The organism is Nonomuraea basaltis, from assembly GCF_005893125.1.
Classification (GTDB): Bacteria; Actinomycetota; Actinomycetes; order Streptosporangiales; family Streptosporangiaceae; genus Nonomuraea; species Nonomuraea basaltis.
Genome location: NZ_VCJS01000551.1, coordinates 1 through 1,481, shown reverse-complemented (window position 1 = coordinate 1,481; position 1,481 = coordinate 1). Strand labels below are relative to the sequence as shown.

At 56.9% G+C, this 1,481-nt stretch carries 1 rRNA gene; it reads left to right on the top strand.

Annotation, left to right across the window (positions count from 1 at the left end):
• Positions 1-1,474: ribosomal RNA gene (locus tag EJK15_RS69320) — 23S ribosomal RNA — on the top strand; the annotation flags it as partial.
• Positions 1,475-1,481: the final 7 nt, after the last annotated feature.

The following is a 1,481-nucleotide window of genomic DNA, read 5'->3' as shown; positions in this document are numbered from 1 at the left end:
GCAGGAAGGTAGTCCAGCCCAGGCGATGGTTGTCCTGGGGTAAGCATGTAGGGAGTGGGGTAGGTAAATCCGCCTCACGTTAATCCTGAGATGTGATGCCGAGCCGATTGTGGTGAAGTGGATGATCCTATGCTGCCGAGAAAAGCCTCTAGTGAGTGTTGTGGCGGCCCGTACCCTAAACCGACTCAGGTGGTCAGGTAGAGAATACTAAGGCGATCGGGTGAACTGTGGTTAAGGAACTCGGCAAATTGCCCCCGTAACTTCGGGAGAAGGGGGACCTCTGCCGGTGATCAGACTAGCTCTGGGAGCTGGTGGGGGTCGCAGTGGCCAGGGGGAAGCGACTGTTTACTAAAAACACAGGTCCGTGCGAAGTCGTAAGACGATGTATACGGACTGACGCCTGCCCGGTGCCGGAACGTTAAGGGGACCGCTTAGTGCACTTCGGTGTGCGAAGGTGAGAACTTAAGCGCCGGTAAACGGCGGTGGTAACTATAACCATCCTAAGGTAGCGAAATTCCTTGTCGGGTAAGTTCCGACCTGCACGAATGGCGTAACGACTTCCCCGCTGTCTCAACCGCAGACCCGGCGAAATTGCACTACGAGTAAAGATGCTCGTTACGCGCAGCAGGACGGAAAGACCCCGGGACCTTCACTACAGCTTGACATTGGCGTTTGGAGCGTCTTGTGTAGGATAGGTGGGAGACTGGGAAGCTCGGACGCTAGTTCGGGTGGAGTCATTGGTGAAATACCACTCTGGTCGTTTTGAACGTCTAACCCTGGTCCGTGATCCGGATCGGGGACAGTGTCTGGTGGGTAGTTTAACTGGGGCGGTTGCCTCCTAAAGAGTAACGGAGGCGCCCAAAGGTTCCCTCAGCCTGGTTGGCAATCAGGTGTCGAGTGTAAGTGCACAAGGGAGCTTGACTGTGAGACTGACGGGTCGAGCAGGAGCGAAAGCTGGGACTAGTGATCCGGCATCGGCATGTGGAAGCGGTGTCGCTCAACGGCTAAAAGGTACCCCGGGGATAACAGGCTGATCTTCCCCAAGAGTCCATATCGACGGGATGGTTTGGCACCTCGATGTCGGCTCGTCGCATCCTGGGGCTGGAGTAGGTCCCAAGGGTTGGGCTGTTCGCCCATTAAAGCGGTACGCGAGCTGGGTTTAGAACGTCGCGAGACAGTTCGGTCCCTATCCGCTGCGCGCGCAGGAGACTTGAAAGGAGCTGTCCCTAGTACGAGAGGACCGGGACGGACGAACCTCTGGTGTGCCAGTTGTACCGCCAGGTGCACGGCTGGTTGGCTACGTTCGGAAGGGATAACCGCTGAAAGCATCTAAGCGGGAAGCTCGCCTTGAGATGAGGTCTCCCACCACGAGAGTGGGTAAGGCCCCCTATAGACGATGGGGTTGATAGGCCGGAGGTGGAAGCACGGTAACGTGTGGAGCTGACCGGTACTAATAGGCCGAGGACTTGACCACAAAGCAT